This window comes from Curtobacterium sp. MMLR14_002, assembly GCF_001864975.1.
In the GTDB taxonomy this organism is placed as follows: Bacteria; Actinomycetota; Actinomycetes; order Actinomycetales; family Microbacteriaceae; genus Curtobacterium; species Curtobacterium flaccumfaciens.
In genome coordinates, this window is the sequence record NZ_MJGT01000083.1 from 1 (window position 1) to 20,480 (window position 20,480).

The 20,480-nt window shown below is 71.7% G+C and carries 16 protein-coding genes and 1 tRNA gene; 12 read left to right on the forward strand and 5 right to left on the reverse strand.

Features of this window, described 5'->3' with window-relative positions:
* Positions 1–126: 126 nt before the first annotated feature.
* Entirely contained in the window at positions 127–1,305 is a 1,179-nt protein-coding gene (nhaA, locus tag BIU91_RS14900) for a Na+/H+ antiporter NhaA (RefSeq protein ID WP_071406115.1), read from the reverse strand.
* Positions 1,306–1,395: 90 nt separating this feature from the next.
* On the opposite strand from nhaA, the gene BIU91_RS14905 reads away from it, so the two are divergent.
* From BIU91_RS14905 to BIU91_RS14940, 8 genes are all read left to right on the forward strand, one after another.
* Positions 1,396–2,109 carry a MazG family protein gene (locus tag BIU91_RS14905; RefSeq protein WP_071406116.1) on the forward strand — a complete coding sequence of 238 codons (714 nt, stop codon included), beginning with the start codon at positions 1,396–1,398 and terminating at the stop codon, positions 2,107–2,109.
* Positions 2,110–2,379: 270 nt separating this feature from the next.
* The gene (gene hisS / locus BIU91_RS14910) at positions 2,380–3,624 is read left to right on the forward strand and encodes a histidine--tRNA ligase (RefSeq protein WP_071406117.1); all 1,245 of its coding nucleotides are present in this window, start codon (positions 2,380–2,382) and stop codon (positions 3,622–3,624) included.
* A 123-nt stretch (positions 3,625–3,747) separates the two neighbouring features.
* Positions 3,748–5,031: a phosphopyruvate hydratase gene (gene eno / locus BIU91_RS14915; RefSeq protein ID WP_027464494.1), complete on the forward strand. Its 1,284-nt coding sequence runs from the start codon at positions 3,748–3,750 to the stop codon at positions 5,029–5,031.
* A gap of 465 nt (positions 5,032–5,496) precedes the next feature.
* On the forward strand, positions 5,497–6,030 hold the full coding sequence (locus tag BIU91_RS14920) for a septum formation initiator family protein (RefSeq protein ID WP_071406118.1): 534 nt from the start codon (positions 5,497–5,499) through the stop codon (positions 6,028–6,030).
* Between the two features lie 75 nt (positions 6,031–6,105).
* Positions 6,106–6,654: a DUF501 domain-containing protein gene (locus BIU91_RS14925; RefSeq protein ID WP_071406119.1), complete on the forward strand. Its 549-nt coding sequence runs from the start codon at positions 6,106–6,108 to the stop codon at positions 6,652–6,654.
* A 40-nt stretch (positions 6,655–6,694) separates the two neighbouring features.
* Entirely contained in the window at positions 6,695–8,170 is a 1,476-nt protein-coding gene (locus BIU91_RS14930) for an FAD-dependent oxidoreductase (RefSeq protein WP_017886746.1), read from the forward strand.
* 71 nt (positions 8,171–8,241) lie between these two features.
* Positions 8,242–8,315, forward strand: a tRNA-Leu gene (locus tag BIU91_RS14935).
* 53 nt (positions 8,316–8,368) lie between these two features.
* Positions 8,369–9,709 carry a threonine/serine exporter family protein gene (locus tag BIU91_RS14940; RefSeq protein WP_084741329.1) on the forward strand — a complete coding sequence of 447 codons (1,341 nt, stop codon included), beginning with the start codon at positions 8,369–8,371 and terminating at the stop codon, positions 9,707–9,709.
* A 67-nt stretch (positions 9,710–9,776) separates the two neighbouring features.
* On the opposite strand, the gene BIU91_RS14945 is transcribed toward BIU91_RS14940, so the two are convergent.
* Together BIU91_RS14945 and BIU91_RS14950 are read right to left on the reverse strand one after the other, a co-directional pair.
* Positions 9,777–11,468: an AMP-binding protein gene (locus tag BIU91_RS14945; protein WP_071406127.1), complete on the reverse strand. Its 1,692-nt coding sequence runs from the start codon at positions 11,466–11,468 to the stop codon at positions 9,777–9,779.
* Positions 11,469–11,708: 240 nt separating this feature from the next.
* Entirely contained in the window at positions 11,709–14,117 is a 2,409-nt protein-coding gene (locus BIU91_RS14950) for an Ig-like domain-containing protein (protein ID WP_139196869.1), read from the reverse strand.
* Positions 14,118–14,335: 218 nt separating this feature from the next.
* Here BIU91_RS14950 and BIU91_RS14955 point away from each other — a divergent pair, with 218 nt between their 5' ends.
* Together BIU91_RS14955 and BIU91_RS14960 are read left to right on the forward strand one after the other, a co-directional pair.
* Positions 14,336–14,917 carry a LemA family protein gene (locus BIU91_RS14955; RefSeq protein WP_071406121.1) on the forward strand — a complete coding sequence of 194 codons (582 nt, stop codon included), beginning with the start codon at positions 14,336–14,338 and terminating at the stop codon, positions 14,915–14,917.
* Between the two features lie 19 nt (positions 14,918–14,936).
* A complete protein-coding gene (locus BIU91_RS14960; RefSeq protein WP_071406122.1) occupies positions 14,937–15,839 on the forward strand; it encodes a M48 family metalloprotease in 903 nt (300 codons plus the stop codon).
* A 4-nt stretch (positions 15,840–15,843) separates the two neighbouring features.
* Here BIU91_RS14960 and BIU91_RS14965 read toward each other — a convergent pair whose 3' ends face one another.
* A complete protein-coding gene (locus BIU91_RS14965; RefSeq protein ID WP_071406123.1) occupies positions 15,844–17,130 on the reverse strand; it encodes a crosslink repair DNA glycosylase YcaQ family protein in 1,287 nt (428 codons plus the stop codon).
* A 93-nt stretch (positions 17,131–17,223) separates the two neighbouring features.
* Between BIU91_RS14965 and BIU91_RS14970 the strand changes: the two genes are divergently transcribed.
* Both BIU91_RS14970 and ilvA read left to right on the forward strand, forming a co-directional pair.
* A complete protein-coding gene (locus BIU91_RS14970; RefSeq protein ID WP_051596497.1) occupies positions 17,224–18,483 on the forward strand; it encodes an AI-2E family transporter in 1,260 nt (419 codons plus the stop codon).
* A gap of 48 nt (positions 18,484–18,531) precedes the next feature.
* Positions 18,532–19,791 carry a threonine ammonia-lyase gene (ilvA, locus tag BIU91_RS14975; RefSeq protein WP_071406124.1) on the forward strand — a complete coding sequence of 420 codons (1,260 nt, stop codon included), beginning with the start codon at positions 18,532–18,534 and terminating at the stop codon, positions 19,789–19,791.
* Between the two features lie 132 nt (positions 19,792–19,923).
* Here ilvA and greA read toward each other — a convergent pair whose 3' ends face one another.
* Positions 19,924–20,412 carry a transcription elongation factor GreA gene (gene greA / locus BIU91_RS14980; RefSeq protein WP_017886739.1) on the reverse strand — a complete coding sequence of 163 codons (489 nt, stop codon included), beginning with the start codon at positions 20,410–20,412 and terminating at the stop codon, positions 19,924–19,926.
* Positions 20,413–20,480: the final 68 nt, after the last annotated feature.

Sequence of the window (20,480 nt, forward strand, 5' to 3'; positions counted from 1 at the left end):
GGCCCGCACCGTGCCTCCAGTCGGTCCGTGGCCACGTCCACGGCGCGCACGCCGTCCGCGACGATCCACGCGTCGAACGACGCGTGGCCTGTCGTGGAACGGGTGCGAACCGCGGGCCGCGAGCCGCTACTCGGTGTCCTCGGCCTCGGACAGCTCGCGGCGCGCGCGGTACGCCCGCGCCCGCAGGGTCACGACGACCGCCGACGCGACGATGGCGATGCCCGAGCCGACGAGCACGGCGAGGACGCCCTCGTCGAGGATCTCCTCGTTGCGGGCGAACGCCAGCTCGTTCATGAGCAGCGACACCGTGAACCCGATGCCGCCGAGCACGCCGACGGTGATGATCGAGAAGAACGACAGCGACGAGCGGCCTGGCGAGCGGAAGATCCGCGTGGCGATCGTGCCGAACAGCGTGATGCCGATGACCTTGCCGACCGGCAGAGCGAGGACGACCGCCCAGAACGTGGGGGAGAGCTCGCTGATGCCGACCGAGGGGATGATGACGGCGGCCGACGCGAACGCGAACACCGGCAGCACGATGGCGTTCGACCACGGCTCGACGTTCTCGTGCAGGGTGTGGCCCGGGCGGCGGGGCAGCACGAGCCCGAGGGCGACGCCGGCGATCGTGGCGTGCACACCGGAGTGGTAGACGAGCCACCAGGTCAGGAGCCCGACCACGACCATGGCCACGATGATGAACGTCTGCCCGCTGCGCCCCGGACGGAGCATCCGTCCGAGCAGCCAGAACACCGCGAGGGTGACGACAGCGCCCGCGAGGGCCAGGAAGTCGGTGTCGTGCGCGAACACCACGGCGATGATGATGATCGCGATGAGGTCGTCGAGCACGGCCAGCGCGAGCAGGAACACCCGGATGCCGCTCGGCAGCCCGCGACCGAACATGGCGAGCACCCCGAGCGCGAACGCGATGTCCGTCGCCGTCGGGATCGGCCAACCGTGCGTGTACTGCGTCCCCGCGGTGACGAGCAGGAAGATGCCGGCCGGGACCAGCACGCCGCCGACCGCCGCGATGGCGGGGATGATCGCGGTCTTGGGGTTCGACAGCTCGCCGTCGACGAGTTCCTGCTTCAGCTCGATCGCGACGAGCAGGAAGAAGACCGCGAGCAGCCCGTCGCTGATCCAGTGCGCGATCGACAGGTCGAGGCCGAGGGCACCGAGCGGCAGGTGCGCGTCGAGCAGCCGTTCGAGGCCGGGGCCGATCGGGGAGTTCGCCACGACCAGGCCGAGCACGGCGGCGGTGAGGAGCGCGATGGCGCTGAAGCGGGGGGAGCGGACGAGGGACGACATGGATCTCCGTCTCGAGGGGTCGGGTGAGTGTCCGTCGACCAGACTTCCCGACACACCACGACCAGTCTACGCGGGTGGCACGATGACGTGATGACCGCCGTACCGGATCTCGTGACCGTCGTCGACCGCCTGCTCGCCGAGGACGGCGGGTGCGTCTGGAACCGGACGCAGACCCACGCCTCGCTCGCCCGCTACGCCGTCGAGGAGTCGTACGAACTCGTCGACGCGATCGACGACGGCGACCCGGACGACGTCCGCGAGGAACTCGGCGACCTGCTCTACCAGGTGGTCCTGCACGCGGGGATCGCCGCCCGGGCGGGGGACTTCACCCTCGAGGACGTCGCCGCCGGGGTGCGGGACAAGATGACCAGGCGGCACCCGCACGTGTTCGGCGACGAGACGGCGGACACCGTCGAGGACGTCGTGCGGGTCTGGCGTGCGGCCAAGGCGGCCGAGAAGGCGAGTCGGCGGAGTGCGTTCGACGGGGTGCCGCGGGCGATGCCGCCGCTGGAGCGCGCGGTGAAGCTGCTGGAACGCCTGGGGGAACGTGGGGACGCCGACGCGGTCGTCGCGTCCGTCGTCGGGGCCGGTTCCGGCGTCGGCCCGGAGGCCCGTGGTGCGTCCGCCGCGCCCGCCGCGTCGGCCGCGCCCGCTGCGGACGACGGGGTGGGGACGGTCGACGCCGAATGGGGGCGAGCGGTGCTCGGGGAGGTCGCGGCTGCGGCACGACGCGGGGTGGACCCGGTCGCGAGTCTGCGGGCCGCGGTGTCGGCGCTGGAGGAGGCCGGTCGGGCTGTGGAGTGATCCCCGGTCGGGAGATCGCTCCGGGCAGGGGAGAACGGGCGCCCTCCCAACCCGAAAAAGAGAGGGCGCCCGTGAGCGGGCGTCGGCTCCACCAGGGAGAGGGGCCGACAGGGAAGCCCGCTCGAACCGCGGGACGCACTGCAGCACGTCGCCCCGCGAATCGGTCCGGAGCGTGGATCAGGCACGATCCGGACCGAGGTTCTGCATGCAGTATGCCAGTGGGTCGGCATGCGCGCAAGCCGGAGACGCCCGTCTGCCAGAATTGACCGCATGGCAACGACCGTGACGGCACCCCGTGGCATGCGTGACTTCCTCCCGGCGGACAAGGCCCGGCGCGAGCACGTGCTCGGTGTCGTGCGGGACGTCTACTCACGGCACGGTTTCGACGAGATCGAGACCCCGGTGGTGGAGGACGCTGCGCGGCTGCACTCCGGGCTCGGCGGTGACAACGAGAAGCTGGCGTTCGCGGTGATGAGGCGCGGGCTCACCATCGAGGACCTGCAGGTGGCCGAGGCGCCGCTGGACCTCGCCGACCTCGGTCTCCGGTTCGACCTGACGGTCCCGCTCGCCCGGTTCTACGCCTCGCACCGTGCGGAGCTGCCGTCGGTGTTCCGGTCCGTGCAGATCGCGCCGGTCTGGCGTGCCGAGCGCCCGCAGAAGGGTCGCTACCGCCAGTTCGTGCAGTGCGACATCGACATCCTGGGGGAGCCCGGGCAGCTCGCCGAGATCGAGCTCATCCGCGCGACGACCGCGGCCCTCGACGCCCTCGGGGTCCGCGGCACGACGATCCGGATCAACGACCGCCGGATCCTGCTGGCGCTCCTCGCGTCGTGGGGGATCACCGAGCCGGCCGCCGCGGACCGCGCGCTCATCACGATCGACAAGCTCGACAAGATCGGTGCGGACGGCGTCGCGGCGGAGCTCCGCAGCACCGTGGGTGCCGACCTGCCCGGGCTCGAGGACACCATCCGCGCGCTCGAGGCCGCCGACTGGACGTCGGTCGAGGGGGCGCCGTGGCTCGACGCCGAGGCCTTCGCCGACCTGCTCCGCCTGCGCGAGGCGCTGCCCGGGGTGGACCTGCGCTTCGACCCGACGCTCGTGCGCGGCATGGGCTACTACACGGGCACGATCTTCGAGGTCGCGCACCCCGACTTCGGCTACAGCCTCGGTGGCGGCGGCCGGTACGACGGGATGATCGGCCGGTTCCTCGGGCAGGACGTCCCCGCGGTCGGGTTCTCGCTCGGGTTCGAGCGGCTCGTCGACCTCGTGACCCTCCCGGAGTCCGCCGAGGCCGACGCCGTCGTGCTCGTGTACGACAAGGACGTCGACCCGGTCCGGCTCGCCGCGCTGAAGACCGAGGCGCTGGCGTCCCACCGGCGCGTCCGGCTCGAGCGTCGCACGAAGAACACCAAGAACCTGCTCGCCGGCCTCGCCGCCCAGGGCTTCACGGCGTTCGCGACCGTCTCGGCGGACACCGCGTCGCTCGAGGGCGTCGAGTTCCGCCCGCTCGACTGAGCACCCAGTCCTCGTTCCAGCACGGACTCGTCCACAGCGGGGCGTCACGGCCGACGTCGTGTTCACCTCCGCTCGCTAGGATCGACACCGCAATCACCACAACCAATGTGTAGGGAGTACCCCGTGGCCCTGATCGATGCCGTAGGCGCACGCGAAGTCCTCGATTCCCGAGGCAACCCGACGGTCGAGGTCGAGGTCCTGCTCGACGACGGCGTCGTGTCCCGCGCGCTCGTCCCGTCCGGTGCATCCACCGGCGCGTTCGAGGCGTACGAGCTGCGCGACGGCGACGCCTCGCGCTACGGCGGCAAGGGCGTGCTCAAGGCCGTCGACGCCGTCCTCGACGAGATCGGACCGGCGCTCGAGGGCTTCGACGCCACCGACCAGCGCCTCGTCGACGCCGCGCTCATCGAGCTCGACGGCACCGAGAACAAGTCCCGCCTCGGCGCGAACGCGATCCTCGGCGCCTCGCTCGCCGTGGCCCGTGCCGCAGCCGACTCGGTCGACCTGCCGCTCTTCCGCTACCTCGGCGGCCCGAACGCGCACACGCTGCCCGTCCCGCTGATGAACGTCGTCAACGGTGGTGCCCACGCGGACACCAACGTCGACATCCAGGAGTTCTTCCTGGTGCCCTACGGCGCCGAGTCCTTCTCCGAGGCACTCCGCTGGGGTGTCGAGACCTACCACGCCCTCAAGGGCGAGCTGAAGAAGCAGGGCCTGGCCACCGGCCTCGGCGACGAGGGCGGCTTCGCGCCGGAGCTCGCGTCGAACCGCGCGGCGCTCGACTTCCTGCTCACCGCGATCGAGAAGGCCGGCTACACGCCCGGCAAGGACATCGCCGTCGGCCTCGACGTCGCGTCCACCGAGTTCTTCTCGGACGGCAAGTACCAGTTCGAGGGCAAGCAGCTCTCGAGCCAGGAGTTCACCTCCTACTTCGCCGAGCTCGTCGCGAACTACCCCCTCGTCACCATCGAGGACCCGCTGGCCGAGGACGACTGGGAGGGCTGGTCGCACCTGACCGCCGAGCTCGGCGACAAGGTCCAGATCGTCGGCGACGACCTGTTCGTCACCAACCCGAAGCGTCTGCAGCGGGGCATCGACGAGAAGGCCGCGAACTCGATCCTCGTCAAGGTCAACCAGATCGGCACGCTCACCGAGACGCTCGACGCGGTCTCGCTCGCGCACCGTCACGGCCTGACCTCGATCCTGTCGCACCGCTCCGGCGAGACCGAGGACACCACGATCGCGGACATCGCGGTCGCGGTCGACGGTGGTCAGATCAAGACCGGCGCCCCGGCCCGCTCGGACCGCGTCGCGAAGTACAACCAGCTGCTCCGCATCGAGGAAGAGCTCGGCGACGCCGCGGTGTACGCCGGTCGCTCGGCCTTCCCGCGCGCCGCGTCGCTGTAACCAGCCGCTCAGCAGTACCCGCACCACCGAGACGCCGTCCTCCTCCAGGAGGACGGCGTCTCGTCGTGTGTGCAGCCCCGGAGTGCCGAGCGGTCGGGACGTGCCGCGCGCGCTGCGTCGAGTGGTCGCGAGTCGTCGGCTGGCCCGGGCTCGGCCGACAGGACGTGACCACCGGACGTGCACCGGGCGGTTTGTGGTGACCACTCCGGGTGCGGGACGGACGGACGGGCCGGAGCCGTGCCTCCCGGCTGCCTCGATCGGACCCGGACCCGCCCGCCGTCGGCGTGACGCCGTCGTGTCAGCCTGACGCCGCGAAGTCCGTGAGACGCCGCCGAATCCGGAGGCGTCTCGAGGAGACGACGGCGTCTTCTGCTGGGCAGCACCGTGGGACGCGAGACGCTGAGAGGGCGCCGAACGGCCGCGTGCCGGGCGGCCCGACCGACCGTGCCGGGTTATCGTCGGACCGTGCCCAGCCAGAAGCCCCGCGTCCGCCGCGTCCCCGTGGCGATGCCCGACGGCAGCACGCCCGCGCAGCCCTGGTACCGCTCGATCCACTTCTCCGGGTTCAGCCTGCTCATGCTCGCGATCATCGTGCTCTTCGTGGTGGTGCTCGCGCCGTCGCTCCGGACGCTCATCCAGCAGCAGGAGCAGATCGCCCAGCAGCAGCAGGAGGTCGCGAGCCAGAAGGCCGACGTCACGCAGAAGAAGAAGGACGTCGCACGCTGGGACGACCCGGCATACATCGAGGCGCAGGCTCGTGACCGGCTGCTCTACGTGTACCCGGGCGAGGAGAGCTACCTCGTGATGGGCACCGAGGACAAGCGGACCGAGAAGACCCCCACCACCGACTCGGGCACCCCCGTGAGCGCGAAGGTGCAGACGCCCAAGGTCGACTGGGTGCAGGCGATGCTCTCGTCGGTGCTGCAGTCCGGGCTCACCGACGAGCGTGCCGCCGACCTCGTCGCCCCCGACGTCTCCGGCACGGGCGACAGCAAGTAGTCCGAACCGCGCGGCGCGGAGCCGTCCGGCCCGACGGTGCGAGGGGTTCCGCTTCTCCGGTAGGCTCACGTTCCCGTGACGACCCCTCCCTTCGACCCGCCCTCCGACCGCGACGTCCAGGTCGTGTCGGCGCAGCTCGGCCGACCGGCGCGTGACGTCATCGGGATCGCGGCACGCTGCGTCTGTGGCAACCCCACCGTCGTCTCCACGAAGCCCCGGCTGTCGAACGGCACCCCGTTCCCGACGTTCTACTACCTGTGCCACCCCGCGGCCACCGCTGCGGTCAGCACCCTCGAGGCCAACCAGGTGATGCCCGAGCTGGCAGCCCTGCTCGAGGACCCCGAAGTCGCCGCGCAGTACCGCGCGGCCCACGAGTCCTACCTGGCCGATCGCGAGTCGATCGAACACGTCGACGAGATCGACGGCATCAGCGCCGGTGGCATGCCCACCCGCGTGAAGTGCCTGCACGCCCTCGTCGGCCACGCCCTCGCCGCCGGACCCGGCGTCAACCCCATCGGCGACCTCGCGCTCGAGCGCGCGGACTGGTCGCCCTCCCGGTGTGAGTGCCGGGCGTATGATGACGGTGCAGACGCTGGAGTCGGGGCGGGTGGCGGCGAAGTCTGACCCGACTCCCGCACACCCCCATCCAAGGAGATCATCCCCCGTGCCCAAGATCCTCGTCGTCGGCGGCGGTTACGCCGGTTTCTACACCGCATGGAAGCTCGAGAAGCACCTTCGCCAGGGCGAAGCCGAGGTCGTCATGGTGGACCCGCTGCCGTACATGACGTACCAGCCGTTCCTGCCCGAGGTCGCCGCCGGTTCCATCGAGCCGCGTCACGCGGTCGTCGCGCACCGTCGTCACCTCAAGAAGACCCGCGTCGTCACGGCGAAGGTCACCAAGGTCGACCACGCCACCAAGACGGCGACGATCACCCCGACCGAGGGTGAGGCGTGGGAGGAGTCCTACGACCAGATCGTCATGACCGCCGGCGCGGTGTCCCGCACGTTCCCGATCCCGGGCGTCGCGGACGAGGCCATCGGCCTGAAGACCATCGAGGAAGCCGCGTCGATCCGTGACCGCATCCTCAGCAACTTCCACAAGGCGGCGAACCTGCCGGCCGGTCCCGAGCGCGACCGCCTGCTCACCGTCGTCGTCGTCGGTGGTGGCTTCGCCGGCATCGAGGTGTTCGCCGAGCTCCGCTCCTTCGTCACCGACCTGCTGAAGAGCCACCCGCAGCTGTCCTTCGACGACACGCACTTCCACCTGGTCGAGGCGATGGGCCGCATCATGCCCGAGGTCTCGCTCGAGACCTCGCACTGGGTGCTCAAGAACCTCGCCGAGCGTGGCGCGACCGTGCACCTCGAGACCCAGCTGGCCTCGGCCGTGGGCGGCGTCTGCGAGCTCAAGACGAGCGACGGCGCGATCGAGACGATCCCGTCCGACCTCATCATCTGGACCGCCGGCGTCATGGCGAACCCGATGGTCAAGGGCACCGACTTCCCGCTCGAGCAGCGTGGCCGCATCCGCGTGCAGCCCGACCTGCGCGTGGTCGACGACAACGGCGTGATCGCCGACGCATGGGCCTGCGGCGACGTCGCAGCCGTGCCGGACCTGACCGGTGGCGGTGTCGGCGGGTTCTGCGTGCCGAACGCCCAGCACGCCGTGCGCCAGGCCAAGCAGCTCGCGAAGAACGTCGTCGCGACCATCCGTGGCGAGGCGACGACCGACTACAAGCACGAGAACCTCGGCGCCGTCGCGGGTCTCGGCCTGGGCACCGGTGTGTTCCAGTCCGGCAAGTTCGCCATGAAGGGCTTCCTGGCCTGGGGTGCACACCGCGGCTACCACGGCCTGGCCATGCCGTCGTGGGAGCGCAAGTGGCGCGTCATCGGCGACTGGGTCGGTGGCTTCTTCCTGGGCCGCGACATCGTGTCGCTCGACGACCGCGAGACCCCGCGTGCCGCGTTCGAGGCGTTCGCGTCCCGTCCGAAGCCCGCTGCCGAGGCCCCGGCCGCGCCCGCCGCAGCCCCGGCTCCGGAAGAGGGCAAGGTCGCCGGTGCCGCCGGTCCCGTCTACGGCGAGCCCGCGAAGGACGTCTCCAACGCCCCCGAGCCGGTGACGGCCCCGGCCGACGCCAAGTAGCAACGCTCGTCAAGAAGGCGGTCACCTGCGAAGGGTGGCCGCCTTCGTGCATCGGTAGGCTGTTGCGGCCCGCCCCCGTGGCCCAATCGGTAGAGGCACGCGACTTAAAATCGCTGAGTTGTGGGTTCGAGTCCCACCGGGGGTACCGAACACCGCACGCGACCCGCGCACCCCGCACGCCCAGTAGCATCGACGATCGTGGTCGGACTCGGAAGCGCACTCGCCAACCTGCAGAACGCCCTCCGCCGACCGGAGGCCCACGTCGAGGTCGTCGACGGCGAGAGCGTCCCGGTCGGCATGCTCCTCGGCACCCTCGGAGCCCTGCTCCTGGACGCCGGCAGCTCCGTCACCGACGTCCGGTCGGCGCTCGAGAAGGCCCGGGACGCCGCCGGGGTCGGACCGACGCTCGCGATCGGCGTCCTGCCCGCCCTGGTGATGGTGAGCGAGGTCTCGACGGGCGCCGCCACCATCGTCAACGCCGAGGGCGTCGAACTGTCGTCCCGCCAGGCCGCCCGCGCCAACCGCGTCGTGCTCGGGCTCGAGAGTGGCTCCATCGCCCTCGCCGAGATCCCCGCCCGCGTCCGGGCCATCCGGGCCGGCACCGTCCCGCCGCCCGCGCTGCCGTGGATCCTCGGCAACGCCCTGACCTCGGCCGGCCTGGCCGTCGTCTTCCGCTGCCCCTGGTGGGCGATCGTCCTGGCGCTCGTCGTCGGCGGCCTGGTCGGCGTGATCGGACTGGTCCTCCGGCGCTTCCGCGAGGCCGTGGCGATCATCCCGTTCCTGGCCGCGTTCGTGTCGACGGCGATCGTCGGCCTGGTCGCCGCGGGCACCGGGTTCGAGCAGGTCCCGCTCTTCGCGGTCTGCGCCCCGGTGGCGGTGTTCGTCCCCGGCGCACTCATCACCAACGCGTTGCTCGAACTCACCGCCGCGGACATCGTCACCGGGTCGTCCCGACTGGTGCAGGGGCTCATCATGCTCGGCTTCATGGCCGCCGGCATCGCGTCCGGCAGCGCCCTGACCGGGTTGCACGTCGACCCGTCGTCGGCGGCGCTCGTCGGCGAGGTCGCGGGGGTCGGCACGGACCTGGCCGGCTGGGAGTCGGTGCCGGCGTACTGGGTGTCGTGGGTGGCCGTCGTGGTGCTCGCGGTCGGGCTCGGTCTGGTGTTCCGGTCCGGGTGGCGCCTGACGCTCGTGTCGGTGGCGGTCATGGTCACCGCCTACGCCGTGGTGAGCACGACGACGCCGCTCTGGGGCAGCGTCGTGGCGACCGGGGCCGCAGCGGCGCTGCTGTTCGTCGCGGCCCGGTTGCTCGAGCGGCTCGTGCCGGCGATCCCGGCGACGGTGTCGTTCTTCCCGGCGTTCCTGCTGCTCGTGCCGGGGACGGTCGGGCTGGTGGCGGTGGCCACCTTCGATCCGGAGGCGCTCGCGACCCCGCTCGCGACCTTCGTCAGCCTGTGCATCGGGACGAAGATCGGCGGGCTCCTGCCCGGCCTCTTCGCCCGCAACGCGCCCCGGCGCGCGGTGGACGCGACCAACTGACGGCCCGGAGGCCCGTGGCGGCGCCGCCACGGGCCTCCAGGCCGTCACCGGCCGGGTACCGGGCGCGCTACGGCTCGATCAGCCGGCCCGCTGCCTGGTCCGCCGCGGCCGTGTCCTTCGCCAGGTAGTGCACCTTCTTGCCGGTGGCGTTGTAGGGGAGGTCCGTGACGAAGCGGTACCGCCGTGGGCGCTTGTACCGGGCGAGGCCCGGGTGGGAGCCGGTCCACTCCTCGAGCGCGGCCGCTGCCTCGGCGTCGTCGGCCGGCAGCCGGTCGCCGGCACGGACGACGTACGCCGTGACGACCTCGCCCCACCGCGGGTCCGGCACGCCCACCACGATGGAGTCGGCGACCCCGGGGTGCTCCTGCAGCACCGCCTCGACCTGGACGGGGTGCACGTTCTCGCCGCCGGAGATGACCATGTCGTCCTTGCGGCCCACGATCGTGACCCGCTCGTGCTCGTCCCACGTGGCGAGGTCGCCGGGGTAGAACCAGCCGTTCGCGAACTTCTCCGCCTCGAGCCCGGGGTTCCGGTACGAGTAGCCGGACTTCACGGTGCGCACGGCGAACTCGCCGATCTCGGTGCCGTCCTTCGCCACCGTGTCGGTCGGGTCGGCCAGACGGTCCTCGTGCACGCGGACGACGGCGACGTCGTCGTCGGTCGATGCGCGACCGGTGGAACCGGCGCCGTCCGGGAAGTCCTCGGGGCGCAGGAACGTGTTCCAGAAGGTCTCGGTGGTGCCGTAGCCGTTGAAGATCCGCGGCGACAGTAGCTCCTGGTAGCGCAGTGCCGCGGCGCGGTCGAGCGGTGCGCCCATCGTGACGATGCCGTTGAGGCTCGACAGGTCCCGCGCCCGGCGTTCCTGCGCGTCGGCGAGCTGCACCAGGTTCGGCGGAGCGCCGATCAGGAACGTCAGGCGTTCGGACTCGACCAGGTCGAGCACCCGGTCGGCGTCGAAGTGGCGCAGCGTCGTGAGTTCCGCGCCGACGTAGAACACCGGGTTCGGGCCGCCGGAGTACAGGCCGCCGCGGTGGAACAGCGGCGACATGTTGAGCGTCTTGTCGAACGGACTGAGCGGGAAGTGCATGACCACGTCGTGCGCGCTGAGCACCTCGACCAGGCTCGGCAGGGGTACGGGCTTCGGCCGACCGGTGGTGCCCGAGGTGTAGAGCCGGGTGGACTCGTCGTAGGTGCTGCGCGGACCGATCGCCCCGATTTCCTCGGGGGAGAGGGGCTCGGACGCGAGCAGCTCGGCGAACCGGTCGTGGTCGCCGCCGACCGGGACGACCTGGTCCGGCCGGTGCGGCGAGGACTCGATCGCGGCGGCGATCGCACTCGTCCGCTCGGTGTCGTGCACCAGGACGGCGGGTGCGGAGTCCTCGATGATGAACGCGACCTCGTCCGGTGCGAGCCGGAAGTTCGTCGGCGAGAACACCGCGCCGATGCGGTGACAGGCCAAGTAGAGCATCGCGAACTCGGGTGTGTTGAACAGCTCGACCATCACGACGGAACCTCGTCCGCCACCGTGCCGGACGAGCCACCCGGCGATCCGGTCGACGACGTCGCCGAGTTCGGCGTAGGTCCACGAGCGGTCCGTCTCCGGCTCGCGCAGCGCGGGTCGGCCGGCGAAGCGGTGGGTGTTGCGGGCGAAGCCGTTGGCGTAGGTGAAGCTGCCCTCGAACACCTCGCGGAAGCGCGTCGCGTCGTAGTCGGACCGGGTGTCCGTGTCGGGGTGGGTGTCGGGTCGGGTGTCGGTCATCATCGCTCCTGCCGCGGTCGTGCGGTGCACACCGTCGGTGCTGCGCGGGCACCGGTCGCGCGGCACTGCTGCACCGCTGGTCCGGTGCGGCGTCGGTCGTCCGTGCGGGACGGCGAACGTCCTCCGTGCGGTGCGACCAGCACCGATCGTCACACTAGCCCGCTGTCCGCGAACCGGCCCGGAAGTGCGTCTTCTGTCCGACGGGTGGTACGGCGCGCCGCTCTGGAGGCCCGGCTCGGGTCAGACGCGGGCCGCGCGCCGGTCGGTGCGCAGCCAGACCAGGGCCGCGATCGCGGCTGTCACGCAGGCCGCGGCGATGCCGACGAGCAGGGCCGGTGCGGTGTGCGTGCCGGTCGTCCCCGAGTAGACCGCGGTGGTCAGCGCGACGGCGACCACCGCGAGCGCGACGTACCGACCGCGTGAGGCGGCGAGCAGCGCGCTGCCTGCGGACCCCGCGACGGGCAGCAGGGTCGCGACCACGGCACCGAGGCCGCCGACGCACAGCGTGATGGCGAACTCCGACCCGAGTGACACCCAGAAGCCACCGCCCGCGAGCAGGCTGTGCAGCACCCAGCCGGCCGCGGCGAGTCCGAGCAGGGCCAGCACACGCCAGGTCGCACCCCGGGCGCTCGCGGCGATCCCGGTACCCAGGCGGAGCGGTCCGGTCCCCAGTCCGGGGCGGACGGACGGCACGAGGACGACCCCGACGATGAGTGCGGGGGACAGGTCCGCCGCGCGGGTGATGCCGCACGCCACGAGGGCTGCGAGCACGAGCCACGGCGACACCCGGAACCCGATCGTGCGGTGGTCGCTGCCGGCTGCCCACCGCGTGGCGAACACGACGGCGGCGGTCAGGACGCCGGTCCCGGCGAGGACGGCGATAGCCAGACGGGCGTACCGGGCCTCGAGCTCGACGCCCACCCCGAGCAGGGTGCACAGCGCCGCGACGGACACCGCGATGGTGATCGACGCCCAGGTCGGCAGGACGTCGTCGCCGCCGGTGCGGTCCGACCGCGAGCGGTTGCGGCCGAGCAGCCCGGCGAACGGCGAGCGGAGGCGACCCCGGGTGGCCGCGGCCACGAGGGCGAGCGGGGCGGCGATCAGCAGGAGGAACCCGGCGGCGACGGCGGTGGCGACCAGGACGGTCCGCCACGAGAACGCGGCCTGGATGGTCGGGACGGTGCGGTCGTACGTCGTCGCCGCGGTCCAGTCGCCGGCGGGGCCGGACCAGTCGGGGTGGCCTCCGGCGCTGCCGACGCCGGCCGGGGTGCTGCCGGTGCCGTCGCTGGGGCCGTTGCCGGTGCCTGCTGCGCCGCCGCTTTCGTTGCCGTTGCCGCCGTTGCCGCCGTTGCCGCCGTTGCCGCCGTCGCCCCCGTGACCGGCGGTGTTCGTGCCGGTGCCGGTGCCGGTTCCACCGTGGCCGGTCGCGCCGGGGGTGCCCGTCGTCGCGCCGGATCCCGGCGTCGACGTGCCCGGAGTCCCCGGGGTGTCCGTGGCGCCCGGGGTCGGTGTTGCGGTCGGGGCCGTGGTGGTGGACCACACCGTGACCCGGACGGCGGCCGACGACCGGGAGTAGTTGCCAGCGACGTCGTGCTGCGTCGCGGTGAGCTGGTGCCCGCCGGCGCGCAGCGTCGACCCCGCGGTGGAGCACGACCACGAGGCATCCGGCGCGACCACCACGCCGCACACTGGCGCACGGTCGACGTACACGGTCACGCGGGCGCCCGGCTCACCGGTCCCGGCGACCGTCGTCGAGCGGGTGCCGATCCGTTGGCCGTCGTCCGGTGTCGTGATGCGCGGGGCAGCGGGCGCCGTGCGGTCGACCGTGATCGTCACGGGAGCGGAGGCCGCGCTCCGCAGGTCCGACCGGTAGCCGCGCGCCGTGCTGGCGGTCTGCGACGCGGTGACGGTGAACCGGCCGTCGGCGAGCGACCCGAGGGCGGCCACCCACCGGCCGTCCGCACCGACCCGGGCGGTCTGCTGGGCCGAGGAGCCGGACTCCGACAGCAGCACCGTCGATCCGGGGTACCCCGTACCGGAGACCGTTCCGCCGGTGGGCCCGGCGGCCGCCAGGGTCGGCGGGACGATGACGTCCGAGGCCGGTGCACTCGCGACGGGCAGTGCGGCGACGAGGTCGCGCACCGTGAAGACCTGTTGCGGGCCCGAGCGGACGGTGCCGAGGCAGGCCCAGGAACCGTTCGGGTCCACCCGGGTCGTGCACCCGGACGAACCCGTCGCGGCCGGGCCGGTCACCCGGACGGTGTGCCCGGGGGTGCCGGTGCCGTGGAAACGCGTCGTCCCCGTCGTGACGTCACCCGGGTCGGCGATGGTGGGCCGAACGGCGGGACGCGTGGGGGTGGGCGTCGGGGCGCCCGGCCGGCCGGGGCTCGGCGGAGCGATCTCGCTCGGCTCGGGGATGGCGGTGGGGGTGGCGGCTGCCCGGGCGGCGGGGGCTGCCGGGGCGTCCGCAGCGGCAGCGTCGACCGACGTGCCGTCCGCGGCGACCGCGATGGCCGGGGCTGCTGCGGCCCCGAGGAGCGCGGCGACGAGGACCGTCGTCGCAGCTGCGAGCAGGGCGAAGCGGGGACGACGACGAGGGCTGTCGCCCCCGACAGCCCTCTCGTCCACGTTCTCCCCGGTCGTGTTCACCGGACCCATCCCACGGGATCGGCGGCCTCCGGTCAATACACCTCGCGGATGAGGTTCGGGATCGGGCCGCAGTCCGGGAACCCGGTGTGCGTGACTCGGGAATCGGCCGTGAACACTGCTCACGGAATGGAGCATGCTCAGCGCGTCGATAGACTTCACGATGGCCGTTCAGGCCAACGCAGCACCGCGGATCCCGACGCGCAAAGGAGTACACCCGCATGGACACCGGACTCGTCACGACGCTCATCGTCGTCGGAGTGGTGGTGGTCGTCCTGGTGATCATCGGGATCTACCTCTGGGTGACGTACAACTCCCTCGTCACGCTCAAGGTCCGGGTCGACGAGGCCTGGAGCGACATCTCGGTGCAGCTGAAGCGCCGCGCCGACCTGATCCCCACCATCGTGGACACGGTCAAGGGGTACGCCACGCACGAGAAGGCGCTCTTCGACGACGTGACGAAGGCCCGCGCCGAGACCCTGTCCGCCGGTGACGCCGACACGGCCTCCACCGCCGAGGGGCACATGCAGAAGGCGCTCAAGAGCGTCTTCGCGGTGGCCGAGGGGTACCCGCAGCTGCAGTCGAGCCAGAACTTCCTGCAGCTGCAGTCCGAGCTCGTCGACACCGAGGACAAGATCCAGGCCGCCCGCCGCTTCTACAACGGTGGCGTGCGTGAGCTGAACACGAAGATCCGGGTGTTCCCGAACTCCACGTTCGCGAAGAACCGCGGTTTCTCCGAGGCCCCGTTCTTCGAGACGAACGAGCCGGCGGCCATCGCCGAGCCGCCGCGCGTCCAGTTCTGACCCCAGCGTCGGATCCGACGTGTACAGCGCCATCGCGCGGAACAAGCGCAACACCGTGGTCATCGTCCTGGTGTTCCTGCTGATCATCGGCGCGCTCGGGTTCCTCGGCGGGTACCTCGCCGGCAACGTCTCGATCGGCTTCATCGTGCTCGTTGTCGCGCTCGGGTACGCGGTGCTGCAGTACTTCCTGGCGGCACGACAGGCCACCGCGATCGCCGGTGGAGTCGAGATCGACCGTGCCTCCGAACCACGGCTGTGGCGCACCGTCGAGAACCTCGCCATCGCGACCGGCATGCCGATGCCCCGGGTGTTCGTCATCCCCGATCCCTCGCCGAACGCCTTCGCCACCGGGCGTGACCCGGAGCACGCGGTGGTGGCGGCGACGACGGGGCTGCTCGAGCTCATGGACGACCAGGAGCTGCAGGGCGTGATGGCGCACGAGCTCGGACACGTCCGGAACTACGACATCCGGGTGTCCACGATGGTCTTCGGACTCGTCGTGGCCGTTGGCCTCATCGCCGACGTCCTGCTCCGCATCTCGATCTTCAGCGGCCTGTCCGGCGGGCGGAACCGCAACTCGGACAACGGCGGCAGCGCCAACCCGGTGCTGCTCATCGCCGGGATCGTCGCCGTCATCGTGGCCCCGATCGCCGCGGCCGGCGTGCAGGCGGCGGTGTCCCGGCAGCGCGAGTACCTGGCCGACGCGACGGGTGCGATGACGACCCGGCACCCGGAGGGCCTGGCCCGGGCCCTCGAGAAGCTCGGCGCGTACGGCCGACCGATGCAGACGCAGAACTCCTCGATGGCGCACCTGTGGATCGCCGACCCGATGCGCCCCGGTGTGATGGACCGACTGTTCTCGACGCACCCGCCGCTGCCCGACCGCATCGCGCGGCTGCGGGCGAACGCCGACCGGTTCTGACGGGTCAGTCGATGCCGTCGGCGGCGGCGGTGTCGTCGGCCGTCTCGATCGGTTTGGGGGTGTCCGCGTCGTCAGCGGACTCGTGCGGCACCAGGGGCACTCCGAGCGCCCCGGCGACGGCCGCAGCAGCGGTTCCTCGGTCGGTCACCTCGATCGCGCCGAGGCCCTGCCAGCTCGCGGTCCGTCGCAGTGTGTCGGCGAGCCGCTCGGGGTCCAGGTGCTCGCCGGGTTCCTGCCACGCGGTCCGGACGCGGAGCACCCCGCGCTGCCGGTCGCTCTTCAGGTCGATCCGCCCGACGAGCCGGTCGTCCTGCAGCACCGGCAGCACGTAGTAGCCGAACACCCGCTTCGGGGCCGGCGTGTAGATCTCGATCCGGTAGTGGAAGCCGTACATCCGCTCGGCCCGTCGCCGGAACCAGACGACCGGGTCGAAGGGGCTCAGCACCGCGTCCGCCGTCAGCTGCCGGGGGACCCGAGCCCCCGCGTGCAGCCAGGCGCGCTCGCCCCAGCCCTCGACCCGCACCGGCAGGAGCTCGCCGGCGTCGGTGAGCTCGGCGATCGCGGTGGCCGTGTCGTCGGAGCGCAGCCGGTAGTAGTCCGCGATGTCCGCTCGGGTGCCGATGCCGAGCGCCCGTGTGGCCTGGCGCACGAGCTCGAGCACGGCGTCGGCACGCGGCGGGGCGGTCTCGAGGAAGCCTGCGGGCAGCACCTGCTCGGGCAGGGCGTACACCCGCTCGAACCCGGCTCGTCCGGCACTCACCGCCTCGCCCCAGCGGAACATCTGCTCGAGCCCGAGCTTCACGTCGCTCCACCCCCACCAGGGGCCGCGTCGCACGTTCGACTCGTGCTCCACCGCGCTCGCCCGCATCGGCCCCTCGGCCCGGAGCAGGGCGTGCAGTTCGCGTCGGACGGCAGCGGTCCGCGTGACGCCGTCGACCCGGGTCGGGCCGGCGTCCCGTTCCCGCAGGGCGTCCATCCGCCACCGGAACAGCCGCAGGTCGTCGCGGGGGATGAACGCCGCCTCGTGCGCCCAGTACTCGGTGTACGGACCCGAGCGTCCGAGCGTCAGCCGGTCGAGCGTCGACCGGTCGTAGGCGCCGAGCCGGGCGAAGAGCGGCAGGTAGTGGCTGCGTTCGAACACGTTGACGGAGTCGATCTGCAGCAACCCGAGCCGGCCGAACGCGGCGTTCAGCGCCCGCGTCGAGACCGGCTCGGCGGGTGGCCGTCCGAACCCCTGCGCGGCGAGTGCGACCCGACGGGCCTCGGCGGCGGAGAGCGTCGACCTGGGCATGCCGCGACGCTACCGAACCCCGCCGACATGAGCGTCCACGAACGTATGCCGTATCTGGCACCTGACGGGAAGCACATCGCTACACTCGGGCCCATGGCATGGGGAAGCAAGCAGACACACCCCGACCCCGTGGTCGAGGAATCCGTCCCGGTCGGCGTGCGCATCGCGGGCGCGTGGTCGTGGCGGGCGCTCGTCGTCGTGGGCGTGATCGCCGTCTTCATCTGGCTCGTCACGGTCTTCAGCGAGATCCTCATCCCGTTCCTGGTCGGCATCGTGGTTTCGGCCCTCCTCGTGCCGATCTCCAACTGGCTGCAGCGGCACCACGTGCCGAAGTGGCTCGCCGTCGTGATGAGCCTGCTCGGCGGCATCGCGGCCCTGGGTGGCCTGATCTGGCTCGTCGTCGACCAGATCATCGCGTCCTACCCGTCCCTGCGTGACCGGACGGTCGACCAGTACGCGAACATCAAGGACTTCGTCCTGAGCTCCGGGTTCGGCATCAGCCAGTCCGACGTCAACGGGTGGCTCGACGACGGCACGAAGTGGCTGCAGGACAACTCCGCGTCGATCCTGTCCGGGGTCGCCAGCGCGGGTTCGGGTGCGACGCACGCGTTCGAGGCGCTCTTCATCATCCTGTTCACCACGATCTTCCTGCTGATCGACGGCAAGAACGTCTGGCGCTGGTCCGTGCGGCTGTTCCCGAAGAAGGCCCGCGCAGCGGTGGACGGCGCCGGTGTCGCCGGCTGGATCACCCTGACGAGCTTCATCCGCGTGCAGATCTTCGTCGCGTTCGTCGACGCGGTCGGCATCGGCCTGGGGTCCTTCATCGTCGGGCTCTTCTTCGGCGGCATGCCGCTGGTGATCCCGATCGCCGCGTTCGTGTTCCTCGGCGCGTTCATCCCGGTCGTCGGCGCGATCGTCACGGGCTTCCTGGCGGTGTTCGTCGCGCTGATCTTCAACGGTCCCCTCGCGGCGGTCCTGGTGCTCGGGGTCGTGCTGCTGGTCCAGCAGATCGAGGGCCACATCCTGCAGCCGCTCGTCATGGGCAACGCGGTCAAGGTCCACCCGCTGGCGGTCGTCCTCGGGGTCACCGCGGCCTCCGGGCTCGCCGGCATTGCCGGAGCCTTCTTCGCCGTGCCCCTGATCGCGACGTTGAACGCCATGGTCACCACCATCGCGAGCGGACGCTGGCGACGGCTCGACTCCGACCACGTCCTCGAAGCGACGCCCAAGCGCGGGCAGCACGGGCAGATCCAGTTGCTCCGACGACGTCGGCACAAGGTCGGGGACGACGTCCCGGCGCCGGGCGTCGACTCCGGTCCCTCGGCCGAAGAAGACACCGCCAGCACCAACTGAGCGTCACACGAGTTCGCCGCGGGGCCCCGGAACGACGATGATGGGGGAGTGACCGACACCAGCGCCTCCCCGCACACGCTCGCCGCGATCCCGACCCTCGCGGACATCGAGGCGGCGCGCGAGACCATCAAGGGCGTCGCACGCGTCACCCCGATGGAGACGTCGCAGTTCCTCGCCGAGCTGCTCGGGTCCCCGGTGCACCTGAAGTGCGAGAACCTGCAGCGCACCGGTGCCTACAAGGTGCGCGGTGCCTACAACCGGCTCTCGACCCTGTCCGCCGAGCAGCGCGCCAAGGGTGTCGTCGCCGCGAGTGCCGGCAACCACGCGCAGGGTGTCGCCCTCGCCGCCCGCGAGCTCGGCATCCCCGCGACAATCTTCACGCCGGTCGGCGTCGCCCTGCCCAAGCTGCAGGCCACCCGCCACTACGGCGCCGACGTCGTGCTGCGGGGCCACTCCGTGGAAGAGGCGCTGAGCGCCGCGAAGGACTTCGCCGCCCACACCGGCGCCGTGTTCATCCCGCCGTTCGACCACCCGGCCGTGATCGCCGGGCAGGGCACGCTCGGCCTCGAGATCATCGACCAGGTGCCCGATGTCGACACCGTCGTCGTGCCGATCGGTGGCGGCGGTGTCATCTCCGGCATCGCGCTCGCCGTGAAGGGCATGGCCGAGCGGCTCGGGCGGCCGATCCGGGTCATCGGCGTGCAGGCCGAGAACGCCGCTGCCTACCCGTCGTCGATCACCGCCGGCGAGCCCGTCACCATCACCACGAAGCCGACCATCTCCGACGGCATCGCGGTGGCGCGCCCCGGCGACCTGAACTTCCCGATCATCCGCGACCTGGTCGACGACATCGTCACCGTCTCGGACGACGACACCGCCCGAGCACTGCTCGTCCTGCTCGAGCGCGCCAAGCTCGTGGTCGAGGCAGCGGGGGCCGTCGGCGTCGCCGCGATCATGTCCGGTGCCGTCCGCGACACCGGCCGCACCGTGGTGCTGCTGAGCGGCGGCAACATCGATCCGCTCATGATGGAACGTGTGATCACCCGCGGGCTCGTGGCCGCGTCGCGCTACATCGGCATCCGCATCATGCTGCCGGACCGTCCGGGTCAGCTCGCCCGCGTCGCCCAGGTCATCTCGGACGCCGGCGCGAACGTGGTGGAGGTGCTGCACACCCGCCACGGGCAGGGCCTGGTCATCAACGAGGTCGCGCTGGACCTGTCGATCGAGGCGCGCGGCCCCGAGCACGCGCAGGAGGTCATCCAGCGCCTGCACGAGGTGGGCTTCCGCCCGGAGCTGCTCGAGCACTAGTCCGCGACGATCCACGAGTCGTTCGACGCGTGGAGTGTCGGAAGTGCGGTGCGCGCCCTGGGCGCGACCAGCGGACAGACAGGAGGCCCGTGGCGGTGTCGCCACGGGCCTCCTGTCAGGAGTGGGCCGGGTCTACGGCTCGTAACGCTCGATCTTGACGACCTCGACGGCGATCTCCTTGCCGTTCGGCGCCGTGTACGTGGCCTTGTCGCCGGCCTTGAGGCCGACGATGGCCGCGCCGACGGGGCTGACCGGGCTGTAGACCGTCAGGTCCGAGCCCTCGGCGACGATCTCGCGGCTGCCGACCAGGAAGGTGGACTCATCGCCGGCGATGACCGCCGTGACGACGGTGCCCGGCTCGACCGTTCCGTCGAACTCCGCTTCGCTGACGGTGGCGTGCTTCAGGAGCTCGGTGAGGACGCGGATGCGGGCCTCGATCTTGCCCTGCTCGTCCTTCGCGGCGTGGTAGCCGCCGTTCTCCTTGAGGTCGCCCTCTTCGCGAGCGGCCTCGATGCGGCGCGCGATCTCGGCACGGCCCTCGCCGCTCAGCTCGTCGAGCTCCGCCTTGAGACGGTCGTGCGCCTCCTGGGTCAGCCAGGTGACCTGCGTGTCGTTGCTCATGTTCTGTCCCTTCGACCATGAAAAAACGAGACCGGCCGAGTGGTCGGTCTCGAGAGGCGAATCAGGAC

What these genes read in the sequence shown, in the direction of transcription:
- nhaA (WP_071406115.1), bottom strand. Translation starts at nt 1,305, where the DNA reads ATGTCGTCCCTCGTCCGCTCCCCCCGCTTCAGCGCCATCGCGCTCCTC.
- BIU91_RS14905 (WP_071406116.1), top strand. Translation starts at nt 1,396, where the DNA reads ATGACCGCCGTACCGGATCTCGTGACCGTCGTCGACCGCCTGCTCGCC.
- hisS (WP_071406117.1), top strand. Translation starts at nt 2,380, where the DNA reads ATGGCAACGACCGTGACGGCACCCCGTGGCATGCGTGACTTCCTCCCG.
- BIU91_RS14945 (WP_071406127.1), bottom strand. Translation starts at nt 11,468, where the DNA reads ATGACCGACACCCGACCCGACACCCACCCCGACACGGACACCCGGTCC.
- BIU91_RS14955 (WP_071406121.1), top strand. Translation starts at nt 14,336, where the DNA reads ATGGACACCGGACTCGTCACGACGCTCATCGTCGTCGGAGTGGTGGTG.
- BIU91_RS14965 (WP_071406123.1), bottom strand. Translation starts at nt 17,130, where the DNA reads ATGCCCAGGTCGACGCTCTCCGCCGCCGAGGCCCGTCGGGTCGCACTC.
- BIU91_RS14970 (WP_051596497.1), top strand. Translation starts at nt 17,224, where the DNA reads ATGGCATGGGGAAGCAAGCAGACACACCCCGACCCCGTGGTCGAGGAA.
- greA (WP_017886739.1), bottom strand. Translation starts at nt 20,412, where the DNA reads ATGAGCAACGACACGCAGGTCACCTGGCTGACCCAGGAGGCGCACGAC.